The sequence below is a fragment of the Streptomyces sp. BF23-19 genome (genome assembly GCF_041106355.1).
Classification (GTDB): Bacteria; Actinomycetota; Actinomycetes; order Streptomycetales; family Streptomycetaceae; genus Streptomyces; species Streptomyces virginiae_A.
This window is the reverse complement of the sequence record NZ_JBGBPT010000039.1, coordinates 34,717-54,804: the sequence shown is the minus strand read 5'-3', so window position 1 is coordinate 54,804 and position 20,088 is coordinate 34,717. Positions and strand designations below refer to the sequence as shown.

General features: G+C 73.3%; 13 protein-coding genes. 5 read left to right on the top strand and 8 right to left on the bottom strand.

The genetic code is table 11. The features are described from left to right. Positions 1–22 precede the first annotated feature (22 nt). From AB8A24_RS22330 to AB8A24_RS22310, 5 genes are all read right to left on the bottom strand, one after another. Complete coding sequence (locus tag AB8A24_RS22330) at positions 23–1,093, bottom strand: low specificity L-threonine aldolase (RefSeq protein WP_369477294.1); 1,071 nt, start codon at positions 1,091–1,093, stop codon at positions 23–25. Beyond that, the gene (locus tag AB8A24_RS22325; RefSeq protein ID WP_369477292.1) at positions 1,090–1,794 is read right to left on the bottom strand and encodes a DUF2461 domain-containing protein; all 705 of its coding nucleotides are present in this window, start codon (positions 1,792–1,794) and stop codon (positions 1,090–1,092) included. The genes AB8A24_RS22330 and AB8A24_RS22325 overlap by 4 nt, the downstream gene beginning before the upstream one ends. Next, entirely contained in the window at positions 1,791–3,185 is a 1,395-nt protein-coding gene (glyA, locus tag AB8A24_RS22320) for a serine hydroxymethyltransferase (RefSeq protein WP_328964508.1), read from the bottom strand. The genes AB8A24_RS22325 and glyA overlap by 4 nt, the downstream gene beginning before the upstream one ends. Next, complete coding sequence (locus AB8A24_RS22315; RefSeq protein WP_369477290.1) at positions 3,182–6,508, bottom strand: amino acid adenylation domain-containing protein; 3,327 nt, start codon at positions 6,506–6,508, stop codon at positions 3,182–3,184. The genes glyA and AB8A24_RS22315 overlap by 4 nt, the downstream gene beginning before the upstream one ends. A gap of 91 nt (positions 6,509–6,599) precedes the next feature. Then, positions 6,600–8,471, bottom strand: a complete 1,872-nt coding sequence (locus tag AB8A24_RS22310) for a BTAD domain-containing putative transcriptional regulator (protein ID WP_328964510.1) — start codon at positions 8,469–8,471, stop codon at positions 6,600–6,602. A gap of 200 nt (positions 8,472–8,671) precedes the next feature. Between AB8A24_RS22310 and AB8A24_RS22305 the strand changes: the two genes are divergently transcribed. After that, positions 8,672–8,893 carry a hypothetical protein gene (locus tag AB8A24_RS22305; RefSeq protein WP_328964511.1) on the top strand — a complete coding sequence of 74 codons (222 nt, stop codon included), beginning with the start codon at positions 8,672–8,674 and terminating at the stop codon, positions 8,891–8,893. A 67-nt stretch (positions 8,894–8,960) separates the two neighbouring features. Here the strand turns inward: AB8A24_RS22305 and AB8A24_RS22300 are convergent, their stop codons facing one another. Both AB8A24_RS22300 and AB8A24_RS22295 read right to left on the bottom strand, forming a co-directional pair. Further along, the gene (locus AB8A24_RS22300) at positions 8,961–11,993 is read right to left on the bottom strand and encodes a BTAD domain-containing putative transcriptional regulator (RefSeq protein ID WP_328964512.1); all 3,033 of its coding nucleotides are present in this window, start codon (positions 11,991–11,993) and stop codon (positions 8,961–8,963) included. Between the two features lie 160 nt (positions 11,994–12,153). After that, positions 12,154–12,624, bottom strand: a complete 471-nt coding sequence (locus AB8A24_RS22295; RefSeq protein ID WP_266388101.1) for a MarR family winged helix-turn-helix transcriptional regulator — start codon at positions 12,622–12,624, stop codon at positions 12,154–12,156. A gap of 382 nt (positions 12,625–13,006) precedes the next feature. Between AB8A24_RS22295 and AB8A24_RS22290 the strand changes: the two genes are divergently transcribed. Next, complete coding sequence (locus AB8A24_RS22290) at positions 13,007–14,500, top strand: FUSC family protein (RefSeq protein ID WP_369477305.1); 1,494 nt, start codon at positions 13,007–13,009, stop codon at positions 14,498–14,500. On the opposite strand, the gene AB8A24_RS22285 is transcribed toward AB8A24_RS22290, so the two are convergent. Beyond that, entirely contained in the window at positions 14,490–16,787 is a 2,298-nt protein-coding gene (locus tag AB8A24_RS22285; protein WP_369477286.1) for an ATP-binding domain-containing protein, read from the bottom strand. The two genes, AB8A24_RS22290 and AB8A24_RS22285, sit on opposite strands and share 11 nt — an antisense overlap. 141 nt (positions 16,788–16,928) lie before the next feature. Here AB8A24_RS22285 and AB8A24_RS22280 point away from each other — a divergent pair, with 141 nt between their 5' ends. From AB8A24_RS22280 to AB8A24_RS22270, 3 genes are all read left to right on the top strand, one after another. After that, positions 16,929–17,546 (top strand): GNAT family N-acetyltransferase, encoded by a 618-nt coding sequence (locus tag AB8A24_RS22280; RefSeq protein ID WP_328964514.1) that lies wholly within the window; start codon positions 16,929–16,931, stop codon positions 17,544–17,546. Between the two features lie 212 nt (positions 17,547–17,758). Continuing rightward, entirely contained in the window at positions 17,759–18,907 is a 1,149-nt protein-coding gene (locus AB8A24_RS22275; protein WP_369477285.1) for a nitric oxide synthase oxygenase, read from the top strand. 55 nt (positions 18,908–18,962) lie between these two features. After that, a complete protein-coding gene (locus AB8A24_RS22270; protein ID WP_328964516.1) occupies positions 18,963–20,027 on the top strand; it encodes a lactonase family protein in 1,065 nt (354 codons plus the stop codon). Positions 20,028–20,088 lie beyond the last annotated feature (61 nt).

Sequence of the window (20,088 nt, the reverse complement as noted above, 5' to 3'; positions counted from 1 at the left end):
CTACTTCGCTCTCTTCCGCTACTTACGAGCGTCCCGCGGCCGCGGTGTCCCGCGTCCCGGTGACGACATCGGTCATCACGGCGGTCAGCACCCCGAGGGCCCGCCGACACGCCTGTCGTCCTGCGTCCAGATGAGTGACCAGCCGGACCGTCTCCGGGCCGGGCGCGGTCACCAGTACTCCTTCCTTGGCGGCCCGTGCGACGACCTCGTCGGCGCCGGGAACCTCGATGAGGACGATGTTGGTCTCCGGCGGGCGCACGGTGAAGCCCGCGTCCCGCAGCCCCGCCGCCAGCAGCGCGGCATTGGCGTGGTCCTCGGCGATCCGCTCCACGTGGTGGTCCAGGGCGTACAGACCCGCAGCCGCCAGGATGCCCGACTGGCGCATGCCGCCGCCCAGACCGTGCCGCAACTTCCGGGCCCGCGGCAGCTGTTCGGCTGCCAGCAGGAGCACCGAGCCGACGGGGGCGCCCAGCCCCTTCGACAGGCACACGGCCAGCGAGTCGGCCGTTCGCCCGTACGCGTGCGCCGAGGTGCCCGTCGCGGCCATCGCGTTCCAGATCCGGGCCCCGTCCATGTGGACCGCCAGGCCCGCGCCGGACGTCAGTTCGCGTACGGCGCGCAGCGTGTCCAGGGGGTGGACCGTACCGCCGGCCCGGGTGTGGGTCTGCTCGACCTCCACCGCCCGGGTGCCGAGCGTGTACGGGTTCCCCCGCCGGACCACCCCGGCCAGCAGGGCCGCGGTGACCACTCCCCGCTCCGCCGTCACCGTACGCGTCTGGATCCCGCCGTAGCGGGCCGGGGAGGCCTCCTCGTGCGCCAGGATGTGCGCCTCCGCGTCGCACACCAGCTCCTCGCCGGGACCGACGAGGAGCTGGAGGGCGATCTGGTTGGCCATCACCCCGGACGGGGTGAACAGCGCCCCGGAGAAGCCGAAGAGCCCGGCGAGCCGGTCCTCCAGCGCGCGGACGGTCGGGTCCTCCCCGAACAGGTCGTCGCCGACCTCGGCCGCGGCCATCGCGGCCCGCATCCCGGCACCCGGCGCCGTCACCGTGTCGCTGCGCAGATCGACGGTCTCGAAACTCCCGATGTTCATGACGGTACGTCAACTCCTCGCTCGCGGGGCTGTGGGGTGAGTTCGCGGGCCGCCACCCAGTCCAACAGCGGGCGCACCAGCTGCCAGGTCTCCCGCACCAGCTCCCCGGCGCGCGCCGTGTGCAGCCCGGCGTCGGGACCGAAACGCCGGCCCGCGTCGATCTTGCGGTGGCGCAGCAGCCCCAGCCGCGGGTGGTCCGCCGGGACCCCCCGCGGCCGGGACTTGAGCCGATCGCCGCCCAGGGTGAACCCCTGGGCCTCCAGCCGGCCCGCGATCGCGGCCAGCTCCGCGCCGCCGTCCTCCTCCTCGACGGCAGCGCGGTACCGGGCGACCTCGGCCCCGGCATAGGGGTACCAGCGCCCGGAGGCGTAGAGGCCGTGCCGGTCCAGGTGCACCCACAGGCCCAGGCAGGGCAGCAGATCCAGATAGGCGCCCTGGTAGGTTTTGTACGGGGACTTGTCGTGGGACATCCGGGTGTCCCGGACCGGGCCGAGCACCGTCACCTCGCCCGCTCCGGTCGACTCCCGGAAGGCCGACTCCGCGAAATACGTGCTCAGTTCAGCGGCCAGCTCGTCCATCGGCGCACGTACGTCACGCTCGTACCGCTCGCGGTGGCGCAGCCGCCACGCCTCCTTGTCGTTGTCGGCCGCGAGGTCCTCGTAGAGGCGCAGTGCCGAGGGCGGGAAGCCGCTGAAGGTCACGGCAGATATCCCGGCAGGGGGTGGGCGGCGCACAGCTCGGAGACCCGGGTACGCACCCGGTCGCGCAGCGCGTCCGGCAGTACGCCGCCCTGCGCGCGCAGCGCCACCAGGACATCGGCGACCAGGTCGGCGCACTCGGCGGCCACCGCGTGGTCCATCCCGCGCGCGGCCAGCGTGTTGGTGCCGAGCCGCAGTCCACCGGTCACCCGGACCGGTGTGGTGTCGCCGGGGACCCGGTTGCGGTTGACGACGATCCCGCAGGACTCCAGGGCCTGCTCGGCGACATCCCCGGTGACCCCGGTGCCGCGCAGGTCCAGCAGCACCATATGGGTGTCCGTACCGCCGGTGACCAGCCGGAACCCCCGGTCCGAGAGGCGCCCGGCGATCGCCTGCGCACCGTCGGCGAGCCGCTTGGCGAGCTCGGCGAAGTCGGGGCTCGCCACGAAGTCCAGGGCGCGCGCCTTGGCCGCCACCGACGCCAGGTCGGGCGTGCCCTGGGTGAAGGGGAACACGGCGCGGCGCAGGGTGGCGGCCAGCGTGCCGCGCTCCGGCCCGGCCTTGCGGGCCTCCCGGCCGAGCAGGATCAGCCCGCCGCGCGGGCCGTACAGCTGCTTGTAGGTGCTGGTGGTGGTCACGTGGGCGTGGTCGACGGGGCTCTGGTGGAGGCCGGCCGCGACCAGTCCCGCGATGTGCGAGATGTCCGCCAGGAGATAGGCGTTGGCCTCGTCCGCGATCTCCCGGAAGCGGGCGAAGTCGATGCTGCGCGGGTAGGCGCTCGCCCCGCACACGATCAGCTTCGGGCGGTGCTCCAGGGCCAGTTCACGGATCTGGTCGTAGTCGAGCAGCCCGTCCGGGGTCACCCGGTAGCCGTGGGCGCGGTAGTAGCGGCCGGTCACCGAGGCGGGGGAGCCGTGGGTGAGGTGCCCGCCGCAGTCCAGGTCCAGTCCGAGCAGGGAGTCACCGGGGTTCAGCAGCGCCGTGATCACGGCGAGGTTGGCGGAGGAGCCGGAGTGCGGCTGCACGATCGCGTCCTGCGCCCCGAACGCCGCGCACGCCCGGTCGATCGCGAGGCGCTCGATCTCGTCGGCGACCCCGCATCCGGCGTGGTAACGGTTCCCCGGGAAGCCCTCGGCGGTCAGATTGCCGAGCGCGCTGCCCTCGCAGGCCAGGACGGAGGGATCCGCGACGCTGGACGCCGCGACCATCATCAGGGTGTCGCGCTGGCGTGCCGACTCCCGGGCGAGCAGCGCGTACAACTCGGCATCGCGCTCTCTGAGCCGCGTCGTGGCGTGCGCGGCGAAATCGACCAGGTCGGGATCGGGCTCGGGGCCGACGCCGGGTGCCGCGGGCAGCTCCGGCTCGGTGACGGGCGCGGGCAGGGTGAGACTCATGACTGTCCCCTCTCGGAATCGTCCGTGATGACCGTGCTGTGCCGAACCGCGTCCTGGTCCGACGCGCCGGGCTCGTCCGCCTCCAGCTCTCCGAAGGCCTCCGCGGCGGCGACCGCCTCCGCGCCGTGCTGCTCGTCCGCGGCGATCTTCTCGGCCAGCTCGCAGATCAGCGGGTTCTGGAACACGGTCTTCACCGGCACCGGCACCCCCAGCAACTCCTTGAGCAGACCGGCCAGGCGGGTACCGCTGAGCGAATCGCCGCCCAGGCTGAAGAAGTTGTCACCGGGCGCCACCCCGTCCAGGCCGAGGATGTCGGCGACCGCCGCGCACAGCACGAGCTCCAGCGCACCGCCCGGCCCGTCCCCGGCGTCCCGTACGGCCGCCTCGTCGGCGGACTGCTGCCGCCCGGCGGAGGAGGCCAGCAGCAGCCGGTCGACCTTGCCGTTGCGGGTCAGCGGCAGCTCCGGCAGCACGGTGAGCGCGGCCGGCACCATGTAGCCGGGGAGCTGCGCGGCGAGGCGTTCCAGCACCGGCCCGGCCGCGTCCTCGGCGGCCACGACGAAGGCGTGCAGCCGCCGCACCCCGTGGGCGCTGGCCGGGGCCACCACCACGGCCGCCTCGACCTCGGCGTCCTGGCGCAGCACGGCCTCGATCTCGCCGAGCTCGATCCGGTGGCCCTGGATCTTCACCTGGAAGTCGTCCCGGCCCAGGATCTCGATGCTGCCGTCCGGCAGGTACCGGCCCAGGTCGCCGGTCAGATAGGCGCGTTCGCCGCTCTCCGGAAGGTGCACGAAGCGGTTCGCGGTGCGTGCGGCGTCGTTCCAGTAGCCGAGCGCGAGCCCGACGTCACTGGCCACGGCCATCTCGCCGACCACCCCGAGCGGGCGCTCGTAGGCGGCCGCGTCGACGATGTAGTAGCGCTGGTTGGTGATCGGCTTGCCGTACGGGATGCTCGTCCAGGACGGGTCGACCTCGCCGATCGGCTGGAACAGCGACCAGCAGATCGTCTCGGTCGGACCGCCCGAACCCACCACCTCGATCCGGGAGCTCTGCGCCCGCAGCCGGTCCGGCAGCGTCAGCGGGATCCAGTCGCCGGAGAGCACGGACAGCCGCAGGGACTCCAACGGCCGGTCGCCGCCGCGCCGCTCGCGCACCTCGGCCTCGCCGACGAGCAGCTCCATCAGGACGGGCACGGAGTTCCACAGGGTGACCCGCTCCGCCCGCACCAGATCGGCCCACACATCGGGCTCGGCGTGCTCGAACGGCGGCGGCAGCACCACGGTCCCGCCCTGCGTCAGCACCCCGAACACGTCGTAGATCGAGGCGTCGAAGTGCAGCCCGGAGATGGCCAGCAGCCGGTCCCGCGCACCGACCTCGAAGCGGTTCGCGACATCGCGGATCAGGTTGACCACTCCGATGTGGTCGACCATCACGCCCTTCGGCTCACCCGTGGAGCCCGAGGTGAAGATGGTGTACGCGAGGTCCGCCGGGGTCTGCGCGGTCTCGGGCCGGGTCGCGTTCCCGGACTCGAAGTCCTTGTCGACCCGGTAGCGGCGGGCCGTGGGCGGCCAGCTGATCCGGGAGTCCAGCCAGGACTGGGTGAGGATCCGGTCGACCTTGGCCTCGGTGAGCAGGCGGCGCAGCCGCTCCGGCGGCACGGACGGGTCCAGCGGCAGATAGGCGGCGCCGGAGGCGAGGATCCCGTACACCGCGGCGTACTGCTCCCAGCCCTTCTCCATCACCACGGCGACCAGCTCGCCCGGAGCCGCCCCGTGGTCCCGCAGCGTGTGCCCGATCCGCCAGGCGTACGCGGCCAGTTCGGCGTAGCTCAGGCGCCGCCCGGAGGCGTCCACCACGGCCTCGGCGTCGGGCGTGAGCTCCGCCTGCCGGGCGAACAGCTCGTGCAAGGTGGTGTACGGGATCTGCCCGGCGGTGTCGTTGACCTGGCGGCGCAGCGTCCGCTCGGCCGCCGGGACCAGATCGAAGCGCCCGGTGTGCAGGGCCTCCGGATCCCGCGTGAGCCGCTCCAGCAGGTCCACGTACACGCCGAAGGCGGCGTCGACGAAGCCGGGCGCGAACGCCCCGTCGACGAAGTCCCAGATGACGCGCAGCTCACCGGCCAGCTCGCGCAGCTGTACGTCGAGCGAGACCTGCGGGGTCTGCGAGATCGAGTACACCTCCCGGCCCAGGTCCGTGACGGGCCTGCGCACCGGGTAGTCGAGCAGACTGGTCACCACCACCGGCATGCCGGCCTGCGCGCCCACCCCGTGCAGCCGGGTCAGCTCGCGCAGCACCCGGACGCCGTTGAAGGAGCCGTGCTCCGCGTCGCGGGCGAGCTGGTCGCGCAGCGCGTGCGCGCGGTCCAGGAAGGTCGCGCCCGAGCCGTCGGCGGCGAGCATCACGGCGTTGGTGAAGTCGCCGAGGACGCCGGTGATGTCCGGGTGCACCGCCGGGCGCTGGAAGATCGGGTAGTTGATGGTGAAGTCCGACTCCTCCGCCCAGCACCGGACCACCTCGGCGAAGGCGGCGGTGAGCAGGACCGACGGTGTCAGTCCCGCCTCGTGCGCCCGCGCCGAGAAGCGCTGCCATTCGGTGGGGGACAGCCGGTGCTCGCGCCGGTCGAAGCGCACCTCGCGCCCGGTGTCGGCGGGGCCGCCCGTGGGCAGCGAGGGGGCCGGCGGCAGGGTGGGGACGCGCTCCACCCAGTAGTCGCGGGCGGCCCGGAAGGCCTCGGTGTGCGGCAGGGCGTCGGCGCGCCAGCGGGCGTACTCGGCGAAGCTGATCCCGGGTTCCGGGAGTTCGGCGTCCGGGTCCTCGTACAGGTCGACGAGCTCGGGGAAGAGCACCTGGAAGGCGCTGGAGGCGTCCAGCACCTGCAGATCGATCCCGAGGTGGACGCGGCTCAGGTTCCCGGGACCGCCCAACCGGATGATCCGCAGGTCGAACAGCGGCCAGCTGCCCACCGGGAAGACCACGTGGCTCATCTCGTCCCGCAGCGCGGCGAGCCGCTCCCGCGAGGCCTCGGCGGACAGCTCGCCGAGGTCCACGACCGGTATGTCGAAGGGCAGCGGGTCGGCCGGCACCCACTGGGTGCCGTCGGTGCGGCCGATCGCGCGGAGCATGTCGTGACGGGCGACCACCTTGCGCCAGGCGGCGGCGAAGCGCTCGGGATCGAGGTCCGCGCGCTCCCACTCGAAGTATCCGTAGCAGCCGATACCGCCCAGCTCGACTGCTTCACCTCGCCCGATCATCAGTGCCTGCTGCGTCTCGGTCATCGGGAAGGACGCGGCACTGTCCGCGCGAGCGGGCAGGAGCTCGGTCATGGTCCAACTCCATTCGGTGTTACGGGCCGTCGGCCGGTGCGTGCCCGGGGTGGGTACGGGCCGGAGCGCCCTGCTGCGGGGCAGGGCGAGGCTAGGGGCGGTGAGTTAGCCGCCGGTTATGTTCCGTGCGGGCGGCGGCCTTACGGTCGGGCGTGGTCCCCTCGCCCAGGGAGAGCGCGAAGAGCCGTACGAGCGGGTGGAACAGGTAGCAGGGCTGGCCCCGCTCGTCCGCGCCGCTGACCTCCAGCAGGGCCGCGTCGGCCAGCGCCTCCAGCAGCCGCTCCGCCTCGACCTCCGGCAGGCTCAGCGACATCGCCGCGTCCGCGGCCGGGAACGGCTGCGGACCCAGCGCGGCCAGCGCCGGGAACACGGAGCGCACCTCCGCGTCCAGCGCCCGCCAGGACGGCAGCAGCGAGCTGTGCACGTCCAGATCGCCCGAGTGCAGCTCCCGTAGCCGGGTCACGGGATCCGCCAGCCGGCGGGCCAGCCGGTCCGGGGTGGAGTGCGGCCGGGCGGCGATCCGGGTCCCGACGATCCGCAGGGCCAGCGGCAGACCGGCGCAGTGCTCGACGATCGAGGACGCCGCACCGGGTGCCGAGGCCACCCGGGCGGGGCCGGCCGCGGCCGAGAGCAGCTCCAGCGAGTCCCGGGGTGCCAGGGGAGCGAGGGCCACGGTGTGTGCCCCGGCCACGGTGGGCAGGGCCGTCCGCCCGGTGACCAGGACCGCGGGCTCCGGGGTGTTGGGCAGCAGCGGACCCAACTGGGCGGCCCCGGACGCGTTGTCCAGCACGATCAGCAGCTGCTTGCCCCGCGTCCGTTCCCGGTAGAGCCGGACCAACTGGTCCTGGTCCTCGGCGGCCGGTACGTCGTCCATCGGGCCCAGCGCGCGCAGCAGCCCGCGCAGCACCCGGGTGGGGTGCCGGGGAGTGCCGTCGGGCGCGCGCAGGTCGGCGTACAACTGCCCGTCGGGGAAGTGCCGCCGGCAGCGGTGGGCCGCGTGGACGGCCAGGGCGGTCTTGCCGAGCCCGGCCATCCCGGTGACCAGGACCCGGCGGGGCCGCCCGGTGCCCTGCGCGTCGGGGGCCAGGGCACGGCACAGCAGCTCCAGTTCGGGCTCCCGGCCGGTGAAGTCGACGGTGTCGGGCGGCAGCATGGCCGGGGCGCCGTCCGGGCGGCCTGCCGCGTCCCGGCGGGGACCGGCCGGCGCGGCCGGGGCGGTGTGCGGCCGGCGGTCCAGCGTGCCCTCCAGCAGCGCCCGGTAGGTGGCCTGGAGCTCCTCGCCCGGATTCACCCCCAGCTCGTCGGCCAGCACCGCGCGACCGTGGTGGTAGAGGTGGATGGCGTCCGCCTGCCGCCCCGACCGGCACAGCGCCGTCATCAGCTGGCACCGGATGCGCTCGCGCAACGGGAACTCGGCGACCAGGCCGGTCAGCTCACCGGTGATCTGCTCGTGCCGGCCCAGCGCGAGATCCGCCGCGATGCGGTGCTCCAGCGTGACGGCCCGGGCCTCGGTGAGCCGCGGAGCCTCGGCGTCGGCCAGGTATTCCGTGGCGTTGGCGAAGGGCAACCCGTTCCACCGGGCCAGGGCGCCGCGCAGCAGCTCACCTGCCTTTTCGAAGTCCTCGGCGAGCAGTGCCTCGCGGCCGCCGAGCGCCAGCTTCTCGAATTCGTTCAGGTCGAGCGTCGCATTACCGATGCTCATGGCATATCCCGGCGGTCGACGATCGATCAGAACATCGTCGCCGAGAATCTTGCGCAAGCGGGAAACATAGGTGTAGAGCTGTGCGCTGACGGTGGCCGGTGGAGCCCAGCCCCACAGCAGCCGGCACAGCCGTTCGTCGGAGATCACCTCTTCACGGGCCACGAGGAGCGCCGCGAGCACGGTATGCAGCTTCGCCCCGGACAACGCGACCCGCCGACCGTCCCGCCGTACCTCGACCGGCCCGAGCACTCGGAATTCCATGTACCGCCCCATCCGTGATTCATGGAGAAGAATCTCTGAACGAAGCTAGTGGAGTGCGTTGTCTCCTCGATATCGTGTCGATTTCGAGGGCGGTCCGGGTCACGAAATCGATGGAACACAGAAGAAAAAGGAGGCGTCCCTACTGTTCCATTCATGCCGCAGCGAGCGGCAGTGATGCTCCACCGAGAGGGGATTCCCAGATGCGCAGCACGCGGACGGCGAAGACGGCGAACATGACGGCGGCGGCCTGCCTGGTCGTTCTTGCGGGGATGTTCGTCGGCACGGGGGCAGCGTCGGCCGTCCTGGCGGACACGCACACCACCACCCAGGCGGACGGCGACATGCCCTGGGGCGTCGTCAAGCCGCTGGACCCCCCGCGTCACGGCTCCGCCGGCAAGCACGGCGACATGCCCTGGGGCTGACCCGCCCCTCCTGATCCGCCGCGCTCCCGACCCGCCCCGCTTCCTCCCTGCACCGCGCCGCCGGCCGCTAGTGCTCCGGATGCGTCAGCAGCTCCGTCAGTTCCGCCGCGGTGAAGGAACGATGCGGCAGTGCGCCGGCGCCCGCACCGCCCGGCTCGCCCGCCGATCGCGACGCGCCCTGGACCGCCGCCAGCAGCCGGTCCGCCTGCGCCCGCCAGGGCTGCGCGCCGACCTCGCCGAAGGCGGCCCGCGCCCGCCGGAAACGCTCCGCCGCCTCCGCCGGGCGGCCGCCGATCGCCTCCACACACCCGAGATCGGTCTCCACCCGGGCGTACAGGAAACGGTCCGCCAGCTCATCGGTGATCTCCAGGGCCTGCTGCAGCGTTCCCCCCGCCGCCGGCAGCAGGCCCTGGCTCCACTGCGTCTGCCCCAGCCCCCGCAGCGCGTGCGCCTCCCCGACCCGGTCGCCCTCGCCCCGGGTCAGCCGCAGTACCGCACCGAAGGCCTCCGCGGCCTCGTCCAGATCTCCCGCGCGCAGCCGCACCTCGGCCAGCCGGTACACGCTCTGCGCCTCCGCCCGTACCGATCCGGTTCGCCGGCTCAGCGCCACCGCCTGCTCCGCGAGCGGGAGCGCGCCGCCCACGTTGCCCCGGTCCAGCTCGATCTGTGCCTGGAAGCCGAGCAGGTGGGCCTCGTTGCCGATGTCACCCGACGCGTGGAAACCGCTGAGGGCCGCCTCGCAGTACTCCAGGGCCCGCTCCCAGTCCCCCTGGAACCGCGCGCACATCGCCAGGTTCCGCTGGGCGAGCGCCGCCCCGCCCATGTCACCCGCGTTGCGCAGCAGCCGTAGCGCGGCCATGTTCCAGCCCTCGGCCTGCTCGTACCGCCGCTGGTAGATCGCCAGCGACCCCAGCAGCCGCAGCATCGTCGCCTCGCCCGGCTCGTCGCCGGTACGCCGGGCCACGGCCAGCGCCTGCTCGGCGCAGCGCTGCCAGTCCTCCAGGTAGTTCTTCGTCTCGAAGTGCGGTACCGCGCTCTCGGTCAGCGTCCACGCGTACCGGGCCCGGCCCGTCTCCGCCGCGTGCGCCACCAGGTCGGCGACGGCCGTGCGCTCCGACTCGAACCAGTCCATCGGCGTGGCCAGCAACTCGTCGGCCAGCTCCGGCAGGAAGCGCGGAGCCGGTGCGGGCGTCCGACCCACCGGGAACTCCCGGCCGTCGATCCGCCGGTGCGCCTCCTCCGCCAGCCAGAGCCAGGACGCGAAGGCCCGCTCCAGCGCGGCGTCGGTCTCCCCCTCCGGCTCGTCGGACTCCGCCCGCTCACGGGCGAACAACCGCAGCAGGTCCTGGAACCGGTAGCGGGCGGCCCGCCCCGGCTCGGCGTCGGCCACCTCCAGCAGTTGCGCGTCGACCAGGTGGTCGATCAGTTCCTCCGCGTGCCACACGTCCGTGTCCAGTACGGCCGCCCCCGCCCAGGCGGCGAAGTCCGCCGTGCGCAGCAGCCCGAGCCTGCGGTACATCCGGGCCGCCTCGGGCGCCAGGTCCCGGTAGGTGAGCCGGAAGCCGGCCCGCACCCCGCCCTCGCCCGGGCTCAGCACGTCGAGCCGGGACCGGTGGTCGCGCAGCCGCGTCACCAGGCTCCGTACGCTCAGACCGGGTTTGGCCGCCAGCCGCGCCCCGGCGATCCGCAGCGCGAGCGGGAGGCAGTCGCACAGCGCGCCGAGCTGCTCCACCGCCACCGGGTCGCTGCCGAACCGGTCGGCTCCGGCCAGTTTGATCAGCAGTGCCGTCGCCTCGGTCGGCTCCAGCATCCGCAGCCGCAGGGTCAGCGCGGTGTAGTCCCCGGTGAGGTCGCCCAGGCTCTCCCGGCTGGTGGCCAGCACCACGCTGCGCCCGCCGCCCGGGAGCAGGGGTCTGAGCTGGTCGAAGGACCGTACGTTGTCCAGGACGATCAGTGTCTTGCGGGTGCTGAGCAGGCTCCGGAACAGCGAGGCCCGCTCGTCGGGATCCGCCGGTATCTGGGGCGCGCCGATCCCGAGGGCCCGCAGGAACCGGTCGAGCACGGCGGCGGGGGACACCGGCGCGTGCTCCTCGTCGTACCCGCGCAGATCGGCGAAGAGCTGGCCGTCCGGGAACTGGTCGGCGACCTGGCTCGCCCAGTGCACCGCGAGGGCGGTCTTGCCCACGCCGCCCACGCCGACGATGGTCGCCAGCGCCGGGGTGTGGGGGTTGTAGGGCTCCTTCAGGAGCCGGTCCAGCGAGGCCATCTCCCGCTGCCGGCCGGTGAACGCCATGACGTCGGCGGGCAGTTGGGCCGGGATGGTGCTCAGGGCCGCCGGCGCGGGCGCCGCCGTGGCGGGGGGCCGGGTCAGTTCGGGGGAGTCGCGCAGGATCAGTTCGTGCAACTGACGCAGTCCGGGACCCGGTTCGATCCCGAGCTGCTCGGTGAGTAACCGGCGGCCGTGCAGGAACACCTCCAGGGCCTCGGCCCGCTGCCCGGACCGGTACAGCGCCAGCATGAGGTGTTCGCGGCACTGCTCGCGCAGGGGGTGCCGGGCCACCAGGTCGGTGAGCTCTCCGGTGAGCGCGCGGTGCCGGCCCAGCTGGAGCATCAGCCCGGCGCGTTCCTCCACCAGCGCGAGCCGCATCTGCTCCAGCCTGGTGGTCTCCGCCTCCAGCCGGGAGCCGGACGGCTCGTCGAGCGCGGAGCCCCGCCAGATGCTGAGCGCCTCCTCGAACTGCGTGCACGCCTCCTCGGTGCGTCCGTGCCGGGCGGCGTCCCGCCCCTGCTCGGCCCGCTCCAGGAACTCCTGGACGTCGATCCGGTGCTCGCCCTTGGCCAGCAGGTAGCCCGGGGGAGAGGTGATCAGCAGATCGGTCACCCCGGCCTGTTTGAAGGTCTTGCGGAGGGTGGCCACGCAGATGGCGATCTGGTTGCGGGCCGTCGCCGGGGGAGAATCCGGCCAGACGGCGTCCACGAGGGTGTCCACCGACACGATCCGGTCGGCGTAGAGGACCAGCATCGCGAGGACCGTGGCCTGGCGCCGGCCATGGATGCGCAGCGGACCGTCATCGGTCTGGACGAGCAGCGGTCCCAGCACTCTGAAGACAAACCGATTCAAAAGGTCCCCCGGCCTTGAAACCCCGCGTCAGGCGCGAACGGTACCGCAAAGAGCGTTCCTCGGTGCAGTCAACTCTTTGGAAAAACACGGGCACTTTCAGGCCGGCTTGTCCGTATAGCGGCGGACACGTGCGCGGGCTTCACGCAGAGTCGTCGGATCCGATCGACGACAACGCGCCGGACAGGCCCCGCAGCACCTCGGCCGTGCGGTGCACCTCGTCCTCGCCTCCGAGGCCCTCGCACAACTGCCGGGCCAGCTCGGCGAGACAGGAGTCGATCTCCCGCTTCGCGGCCACGCCCTGCTCGGTGGCGGTGAGCAGCTTGGCCCGCCGGTGGGCCGGATTGTCCAGGTAGATCGCGAGCCCCTGCCGCACCAGCAGATCCGCTATGCGCTGCACGCTCTGCCGGGTGGTCCCCACCCGCCGGGCCACGGCGGACACGGACAGTGACTCGTCGGTGACCGTGGTGAGTATCTGCCAGCGCGCGGCACTGAGCCCCGAGGCGAGCGCGAGCCGGTCGAGGGCCGCGGTGAACCGTCCGTTCAGCCGGAAGACCGCCACAGCGGCCCGGCTGAACGCCTCGGCCGCCCCGAACTCCGCCGTACGCGTCAACGTCGGTCCCCTTCCGTACGCCCCGCGGGTCGCTGCACGATAACAGCGCGTGGTCACGTGGACGAGAGTCGGCCACGGCGGCGCGACCCGGCCGGTGCGCGGTCACCGCCGACAGTGGTCCAGTGGCAGGCTCATGGCCGACATCCTGGCCCGCTGGCTGTACCAATGGCCCAGCAGCGGAGGGTCCGTTTGAGCCGGTGGGCCCCCGGATGCTTATCTGTGTCGTATCCATGTACTTACGGCGCCGCGCAGCGCCGGACGGCAACGAGGCCGGTTCCGGAGCGCGGCGCCTTCGCCGTGCCCGTCCGCCGCCCACCACCCCCGGGCGGCGCCGGGCCGGCGCGCAGCACTGCAAGGGGGGCGGCACACCGCCGTGAAGAGGATGTTCGTGGCTCCGGATCCGGGGCGTATGAGACTGCGGAACTCGGCCCGCGCCGTGATCGGCGTCGCCGCCGCCGTCGCCCTCGCCGAAGTGTGCGGTCTCTCCCTGACCGCCTCCATCACCGGGGGACTGGCGGCCCTGCTCGCCCTCTTCACCGTGCTCGACGGACACGTCCGCGCCCAGCGCCTCACCACCGCCCTGCTGCCCGTCGCCGGATTCCCCGTCCTGACCCTCGCCACCACCCTGCACGGGGTGCCGCTCGCCCGGGACGCCGCCTTCCTCGCCGTCGTGTTCGCCGGGGTCTACGCCCGCCGCTTCGGCCCGCGCGGACACGCCCTCGGGATCTTCGGCTTCATGATGTTCTTCGTCACGCAGTTCCTGCACGCCCGGCCCGGGCAGCTGCCCGAGCTCTACGCCGCCGTGGGCCTGGCGCTCCTCGCTGCCGGAGCCGTGCGCTTCCTGCTCTGGCCCATCGAGCGGCGCACCCCGCCCCCCGCCGCCCCGCCCGGCCTGCCCGGGACCGGGCTCGCGCGCCCGACCACCCGACAGGCCTTCCAGGCCACCGCCGCCTGCGCCTTCGCGCTCGGCATCGGCCAGGCGCTCTCCGACGACCGCTGGTACTGGGCCGTCGGCACCGCCTGGTGGATCTTCGTGAACACCACCTCCCGGGGCGAGACCCTCGTACGGGGCTTCCGCCGCGTCCTCGGCACCGTCGTCGGCATCGCCGCCGGCCTGCTGATCGCCGTACCCCTGCACGGCGCGCCGGTGCCCACCGCCGCACTGGTCGCCGTGTGCGTCTTCGGGATCTTCTACACGGCCGCGCCCTCGTACTCCTGGATGATGTTCTTCGTCACCGTCATGGCCGGACTGCTCTACGGCCTCCTCGGCGTCCTGCACCCCGGACTGCTGCTCCTGCGCTTCCAGGAGACCGCCATCGGAGCGCTCGGCGCCGCCCTCGCCGTCGTGATCATCCTCCCGGTCACCACCCACGCCGCCAACGACGCCTGGATCCAGCGCGCCCTGCACTGCGTGCGCGCCGCCACCGCGGCCGCCCTGGACCGCCTCGCGGGAGACCCGGACGCCGACCCCGCCCCGCACGCCGCCGAACTGGAGCTGCTGCTGGGCCGGGTCCGGATGGCCCTCGCGCCGCTCGTCCACCCGCTGAGCCCGCTGCGCGCCCGCAAGGCCCGCGCCCGGCAGGTGCTCGCGCTGCTCGACGACTGCGCCCGGGACGTCCGCGGACTGGTCGCCGTCGCCGCCGATCCGCAGGCCTCGCACGACGCCCGGCCGGCCGCCGCCTGCCGGCGCGTCGAGGCCGCGCTGGAAGCCCTGACCGCCCCGCACGGCACGCCCGGGCCCGCCACCGTTCCGCAGCCCCGGCCCGCCGCCGCGGAACCGGCGCTCGCCCACCTCCACGGCCTGGAACACACGCTCGTGGCACTGGCGACCCCGCTGCGCACCGACCCCCGGGCGCCGCTCGTCATCAGCGCCTGAGCAGCCCCTGCGGGGTGTCCGCCAGCCCCGCCGGCAGCCGGCCGGCGGTGTGCACCACCCCGAGGGTCTGGGTGGCCCGCGTCAGCGCCACGTACAGATCGCTCGGCCGCAGCTCGGCCGGCTCCACCACGATCACCGTGTCGAACTCCAGCCCCTTGGCCTGGCGCGGGTCCAGCAGGACCACCTCACCGGTCAGATCCGGCTCGGCGCCCTCCCGCACCCCCGGCAGTACGGCGGCCAGCGCCGCGTGCCGCGCCCGCGGCGCGATCACCGCGAGCCGCCCCTCGGCCGGCAGCTCCCGCGCCACGGCCTCCCGGGTCGCCGCCGCCAGGTCACCCGTCGCGTGCGCCCACGGCCGCACTCCGGTGGCCCGTACGGACCGCGGCGGCTCGAAGCCGGGATCGCGGGTCCGCAGCACGGCCGCCGCCACCTCCATGATCTCGGCCGGCGTGCGGTAGTTGACCCCCAGCCGGACCAGCTCCCAGCGCTCGCCCACGTACGGCGAGAGGATCCGCTCCCACGAGCCGCACCCGGCCTCGTCGGCCGTCTGCGCCGGGTCGCCGACCAGCGTCATCGACCGGGTCGGGCAGCGCCGCATCAGCAGCCGCCACGCCATCGCCGACAGCTCCTGCGCCTCGTCCACGATGACGTGCCCGAAGGCCCAGGTACGGTCGGCCGCGGCCCGCTCGGCGGTGCTGCGGTGGTCGGCCTCCTCGTGACGCTCGGCCATCCGCTCCGCGTCGATGATGTCGTGGGCCGCGAGGAACTCGTTCTCCTCGTCCTCGAACTCGTACGACTGCGAGCCCTCCGACAGGTCCAGCACCCCCTGCGCGTAGGCGATGCGCCGCTGCCGGTCCCGCTCCTCGGCGGCCCGCCGGGCGCTGTCGTCCTCGCCGAGCAGCTCGGCCGCCTCGTCCAGCAGTGGCACGTCCGCCGGGGTCCAGTCGGGCCGGGCCGAGGGCGCGCGCCGGATCAGGTCGGCCTCGTGCGCGGGCAGGTGCGTCGGGTCCGCGAGGAAGTCGGAGATCAGCCGCTGCGGGGTGAGGGAGGGCCACAGCGAGTCGATCGCCGCGTGCACGGTGGCGCTCGTCGCGATCTCCTTGCCGAGCTGGGCGATGTCGTCCGAGCCGAGCAGGTTCGGACCGCCGTACGGATCGGCGCCCAACCGGTCGGCGAGCTGCGCGGTGAGCGCGTCGATGATCGGGAAGGCGAAGGAGGGCCGCGCCTGGTTGTGCGGCAGCCCGGTGGCCCGGGCCCGGTCCCGCGCCTCGTACGCCATGGTGCGGTCCAGCAGCAGTGTCCCGTACTCCTCGTGGTCGATCTCCAGCGCCGGCTCGGGGACGGTGTCGTACTCCTCGCCGGTGTCCGCCGGCACGGTCTCCGGCAGGCACTGCCGGTCGGCCACCACCCGGGCGAGGACCTCCGCCATCGCGGCCCGCCCCTTCACCGCGGCGGCCTCCGGACGGTCGGTACCGGTGGCGTGCACACCGGGGAAGAGCTCGCCCGGGGTGGCCAGCAGCACGCCCGTCTCGCCGAGGGCCGGGAGCACCCCGCCGATGTAGCCGAGGAAGGCCGGGCCCGGTCCGACGATCAGCACACCGCGTTTGGCGAGCAGCTCCCGGTGGGCGTACAGCAGGTAGGCGGCGCGGTGCAGCGCGACCGCGGTCTTGCCGGTGCCGGGGCCGCCCTCGACGACCAGCACCCCGCGGTGCGGGGAGCGGATGATCCGGTCCTGCTCGGCCTGGATGGTGCGCACGATGTCGTGCATCCGGCCGGTCCGGGCGGCGTCGAGCGCGGCGAGGAGCACGGCGTCCGCGTCGGCGCCCTCGTGTCCGGTGCGCTCCGCGTCGGTCAGGTCGAGGATCTCGTCGTGCAGGGCGGTGACCACGCGCCCCCGGCTGCTGATGTGCCGGCGGCGGCGCAGCCCCATGGGGGTGTGACCGGTGGCGAGGTAGAAGGGGCGGGCCACGTCCGCGCGCCAGTCCAGGACCAGCGGGGTGCGTTCCGCGTCGTCGGCCCGGATTCCGAGCCGGCCGATGTGGTGGTCCCGGCCGTCGGAGAACTCCAGACGGCCGAAACAGAGGCCGTTCTCGCCCGCATTCAGGGCGGAAAGCAGACCGGACTGCTCGGCGACCAGGACGTCCCGCTCCAGCCGCGCCTGAAAGCCGGTTCCGACATCGCGCAGCGCCCCTTCGACCGCCTGTTCGGCCTGGTCACGCAGACCGTCGAGGCGCCGATAGAGGTCGGTGACGAATTGCTGCTCTTTCCGGAATTCCTCGGTTGACAATTGCACTCCTGCCGCGATACAGTGTCCTCGTAACCTTCACCACGACTTCGTTCAAGGCCAAGTCGTGAACCATTGAATATACGCTCTTCTTTCCCTCGGTAGCCAATTCGGCCGGGGGATTTTTTGCGTACGGTGGATCTCATGACCACCGCACATGGCTCGGCCGACTCGATCGTGTACCGCCCCGCCCGTCCCGAGGACGCGGGTGCCATCGAGGCCCTGGACAGCTCCTTCACCACCGCCACGGTCTTCGAGGTGAGCGAGCCCGGTCCCGGCGACGGAAACGGCGACGGAAACGGCGACGGCGTCGGCTTCGGCTTCCTGCTCCGCGAGGTCACCGTGAACCCGCCCGTGCGCAAGGCGTTCCCGCCCGAGGAGCACGACGAGCAGGTCTTCGGCGGCGGGAAGGACTCGGACGCCGACGCCCGGACCTTCGTGGCTCTCGACGGCGAGCTGCTGTGCGGGTACGCCGCCGTCGGGTACGCGCCCTGGAACCGGCGGCTGACCATCGAGGACATCGAGGTCGCACCCGGCCACCGGGGCCGCGGCATCGGCCGCGGTCTGATGGAGTGCGCCGAGCGGTTCGCGCGTGAACGGGGCGCGCGGCACCTGTGGTTGGAGGTCAGCTCGGTCAACGCCCCGGCGGTGCACGCCTATCGGCGGATGGGGTTCACCTTCTGCGGTCTCGACACCGTGCTGTACGAGGGCACTCCGGCGGCCGGCGAGCGGGCGCTCTACATGAGCCGCCCCTGCCGCTGACCCGGCGCACGGCCAACTCCCGGAACGCGCCGGATCATACGCCCCCGCGTGCCTCGCCGCAGCCCGATCCACGAGGGATCACCCGGAAGGGTGTTCCCTCACTGCCAATCACCTCACGCTGACCTGCGACATGTACAACGGGTAATTGTTTATTGCACATTCATCCGGCATGTACAGGGTGGATCTGGTCGGACAGGGGGTAACCGCCCGGAATGGAAATTCTTCAACAGCGCTCCACCACCGCCCAGGTGTGGGAAGCGGCCGAGGAGTTCATCCGACTCTTCCACCGGGAGAACGTGGACGCCGGCGATCCGCGCGCCCGGCTCGCCGCCGTGCGGGCCGAACTCGCCGAGACCGGCAGTTACGCGCACACCCCCGAGGAACTGGTCCACGGTGCCCGGGTCGCCTGGCGCAACAGTAACCGCTGCATAGGCCGGCTCTACTGGAACTCGCTGCGGGTCCGCGACCGCCGCGGGCTCACCGACGCCGACGACATCGCCGCCGAGTGCTTCGACCACCTGCGCGAGGCGACCAACCGGGGCCGGGTCAGGCCCACGATCACCGTCTTCGCCCCGGACGCCCCGGACCGCCCCGGCCCGCTGATCTGGAGCGAGCAACTGATCAGATACGCGGGCTACGGCGACCACCCGTCCATAACCGTCGGCGACGCCCGCAACGCACCGCTCACCGAGGCCCTGCTCCAGCTCGGCTGGCCCGGCGGCCCCGGCACCCCCTTCGACCTCCTGCCGCTGGTGGTCCAGGGTGTCGACGACAAGCCCCGCTGGTTCGAGACTCCCGCGGACGCCGTCCTCGAGGTACCGATCGACCATCCCGACGGCGACGGCGACGGCGGCGGCTGGGCGGACTGGGGACTGCGCTGGCACGCCGTACCCGCCATCTCCAACATGTGCCTGGAGATCGGCGGCATCCACTACCCGGCCGCGCCGTTCAACGGCTGGTACATGGGCACCGAGATCGGTGCCCGCAACCTCGCCGACACCGACCGGTACAACCTCCTCCCCGCCGTCGCCCGCCGACTGGGCCTGGACACCTCCAGCGACCGCTCCCTCTGGAAGGACCGCGCGCTCGTCGAGCTCAACCGGGCCGTCCTGCACTCCTTCGACCGCGCCGGGGTCACCATCGCCGACCACCACACCGAGTCCCGGCGCTTCCTGTCCCACATGGAACGGGAGGAACGCAAGGGGCGCGAGGTGGGCGCGGACTGGTCCTGGATCGTGCCGCCGATCTCCGGCTCCGCCACCCCGGTCTTCCACCGCACCTACGAGGACCGCAGCAGCAGTACCGCCTACGTCCACCACCCCGGCGCGCAGGAGCGGGCCCGGGGGCGGGATTTGGTCTAGACCTTCTGTTACCGTCGGCTCCGGACGGATCCGGCGGCGGTGAAAGGGGCTCGACGTGGGCGGCACGGACATCAGGGACCACAGCGGTGAACCCCGGGCCTACATCGGCTCGTTCACCTCGACGGGTGGCCGCGGTGTCACCACCGCCGCCGTGGACCCGAAGACCGGGGCGCTGACCCCGCTCTCGGTCACTCCCGCCGAGGACCCCTCGTACCTCGCCCTCTCCCGCTCCACCGGTGTGCTCTACGCGGTCAACGAGACCGAGCGGGGCGCGGTCGCCGCCTTCCGGGCCACCGTCGCGGGCCTCGCCCCCCTCGGCGCGCCCGTCCGCGTCGGTGGCTCCGGGCCCACCCACCTCAGCCTGGCGGGGCGCAGACTGCTCACCGCCAACTACACCTCCGGCAGCGTCAGCAGTCTCCCGCTCGCCGCCGACGGTCGCCCCGGCGGGCCCTCCCATGTCCTGTCGCACCAGGGCTCCGGCCCCGACGCCGACCGGCAGGAAGGCCCGCACGCCCATCAGGTGCTGCCCGACCCGACCGGCCGCTGGGTGCTCAGCGTGGACCTCGGCACGGACTCGGTACGGGTCTGCGCGCTCGACCCGACCACCGGGGCGCCGCGGCCGCACACCGAGACCGCGCTGCGTGCCGGGACCGGCCCCCGCCACCTCGCCTTCCATCCGGCGGGCGAGGTGGCGTACGTACTGCACGAGCTGGAGCCGCAGGTGACCGTCTGCCGCTGGAACGGGGAGTCCGGACGGCTGGAACCGGTCGGCGAGGTTCCGGTGGCCTCCAGGGGCGCCTCAGGGGCCGTACGGGCCTATCCCTCGGCGATCGTCGCCTCGCCCGACGGTCGGTTCGTCTGGGCGGCCGTCCGCGGGGCCGACACGATCGTCACTCTCTCCCTGGCTGACGGGCCCGGGAGGCCGCGGCTCACCGGTGCCGTGGCCTGCGGCGGGGCGTGGCCGCGCGATCTTGCCGTCGATCCCTCGGGGAGCCGGCTCTACGCGGCCAACGAGCGCTCGGGGGACGTCACCTGGTTCGAGGTGGACCCGCTGACCGGGCAGCCGCGCCGGGCCGGCTCGGTGGCCGTACCCGCGGCCACCTGCGTGGTCCTCGGCTGAGGCGCGTGGGCCCGCGCGGGACACGCGAAAGGGCCCCCGCCGACCACGGGTGACCATGGTC